The sequence below is a fragment of the Bacteroides sp. UBA939 genome, from assembly GCF_002293435.1.
Classification (GTDB): Bacteria; Bacteroidota; Bacteroidia; order Bacteroidales; family Bacteroidaceae; genus Bacteroides.
Genome location: NZ_DBDF01000001.1, coordinates 1 through 2,334 on the forward strand (window position 1 = coordinate 1; position 2,334 = coordinate 2,334).

2 protein-coding genes are annotated in these 2,334 nt (G+C 45.8%); one reads left to right on the plus strand and one right to left on the minus strand.

The features are described 5' to 3' along the window. The first annotated feature begins 110 nt into the window (after nt 1-110). Complete coding sequence (locus B2Z67_RS00005; protein ID WP_291527759.1) at nt 111-1,397, plus strand: serine dehydratase subunit alpha family protein; 1,287 nt, start codon at nt 111-113, stop codon at nt 1,395-1,397. A 136-nt stretch (nt 1,398-1,533) separates the two neighbouring features. Here the strand turns inward: B2Z67_RS00005 and B2Z67_RS00010 are convergent, their stop codons facing one another. Continuing rightward, nucleotides 1,534-2,112, minus strand: coding sequence for an FKBP-type peptidyl-prolyl cis-trans isomerase (locus tag B2Z67_RS00010; protein WP_291527760.1), 579 nt, complete (start codon nt 2,110-2,112; stop codon nt 1,534-1,536). Nucleotides 2,113-2,334: the final 222 nt, after the last annotated feature.

A 2,334-nucleotide genomic window follows, 5' to 3' on the forward strand; every position in this document is an offset into this window, starting at 1 on the left:
AGGAGGAGAAGCAAGTTACTCCTACTTATAAACTCCTGAAGCATGAATTATTCAGGCTGAATAAAAACCTTTTGAGCAAAATTTAAACAGGCTCTAAAATTAGTGGAACAATGATAAATGAATCGGAAAGAAAGCAAATCATAGACTTGGTACACCGGGAAGTAGTGCCTGCCATTGGGTGTACAGAGCCTATAGCAGTGGCATTGTGCGTGGCAAAAGCCACAGAAACACTGGGAATGAAACCGGAAAAGATTAATGTGCTGCTGAGTGCCAATATCCTAAAAAATGCAATGGGAGTAGGTATTCCCGGGACGGGTATGATAGGCTTGCCCATTGCGGTTGCGCTGGGTGCGTTGGCAGGTAAGTCGGAATATCAACTGGAAGTGTTGAAAAACAGCACCCCCGATGCAGTAGAGGAAGGCAAACGTTTCATTGAAGAGAAACGCATCCGCATTTCCCTCAAGGAAGATACGGCGGAAAAGTTGTACATTGAAGTCTGTTGTGAAGCCGGCGGCAACCGTGCAACGGCAGTGATTGCCGGCGGACACACCACCTTTATATATCTGGCACATAACGGGGACATCCTGTTGCAAGAACACTGTGTGACCGGAGATGATGAAGAAACCGGTTCTCTGGAATTAAGTCTGCGCAAGGTGTATGATTTTGCTTTGAATGCTCCGCTGGATGAAATCAGCTTTATCCTCGAAACTGCCCGTTTAAATAAGGCGGCTGCCGAACGGTCGTTCGAAGGTGATTATGGTCATGGCCTGGGTAAGATACTGCGTGGCGCTTATGAACATAAGATGATGGGGGACAGTCTTTTCTCGCATATCCTTTCTTATACGTCGGGCGCTTGTGATGCCCGTATGGCAGGAGCCATGATTCCGGTAATGAGTAATTCCGGCAGTGGCAATCAAGGCATATCCGCTACCTTGCCTATATTGGTTTACGCCGAAGAAAACGGCAAATCGGAAGAAGAACTGATTCGCGCTTTGATGATGAGCCATCTGACGGTTATCTATATCAAGCAAAGTCTGGGGCGTCTTTCTGCTTTATGCGGTTGTGTGGTTGCCGCTACAGGTTCCAGTTGCGGCATCACCTGGCTGATGGGAGGAGCTTACGAACAGGTAGCCTTTGCCGTTCAGAACATGATAGCTAACCTTACCGGAATGATTTGCGATGGCGCCAAACCCAGTTGTGCCCTGAAAGTGACTACCGGCGTGTCCACCGCAGTTCTTTCCGCCATCATGGCTATGGAAAACCGCTGTGTAACTTCCGTAGAAGGAATTATCGACAAAGACGTAGACCAAAGTATCCGTAACCTGACTAAGATAGGTTCGACAGGAATGAATGAGACGGATAAACTGGTGCTGGAGATAATGACGGGTAAGAGTTGAAAATTGAAAGTGGAAAGTGGAAAATTGAAAGTGGAAAGTGGAAAGTGGAAAATTGCTATGCAGCGTGAGGCCACTAATTTTCCACTTTCCACTTTCCACTTTTAATTTTCCACTTTCAATTTTCAACTTTCAATTTCTAATGGCAGCATCCGCCCTGGCAATTCTGATTATGGCTATCGCATCCGTCGCCGCAATCATCGCAACCGCAACCGCATCCGCCGCCACTCATCATTTGGGCGATTTCGGTTAATTCTTCATTGGTTGCCGGACGGCTTTCCAGAATTTCGCCGACAAAGTTCAGAGCGCAGCCTGCCAACGGGTGGTTCATATCCATTACGACTACTTCTTCTTTTATCTCATGCACGGTTCCGTTAATGCGTTGTCCTTCAGAAGTCATCAGAGGAACCACATTACCTTCGACAATACGTTCGCTATCAAATTTGCCCTCGATTTCAAATATTTGTTTAGGAAGCTCAATAATGTGCGCTTCGTCAATTTCTCCATAAGCGTCTTCGCAGTCGATGATAAAGTCGAACTTATCTCCTGCCTTCAGATTTTTCACCTGGTCCTCGAATGCTTCCAAAGTCAGGCCCAAGCCGGAAATAAACTGGAAAGGGTTCTCTGCGGTGGCTTCTTCGGTGAAATCCTTTTCATCATTTTCTATAGCGTATAATTTATAGGCTATGCTAATGTACTTGTTTTCAATTGTTTCCATATTTTGTTTTTAATATTGGTTCTCTTGTTTTTTTTGGAAGCGACAAAGGTATGAAATAAATCCGAAACCATATCAACTCCGTACCAAAACCGTGTCAAAGCATTACCAACTCCGTACCCGCTCCGTATAAAGGTACCTCTATATGGAGCAGGTACGGCCTTGGTACGGAGTTGATACGGAGCAAGGGGGGCGTTTGGTGAAATAACATAGCGCAGCATTTAA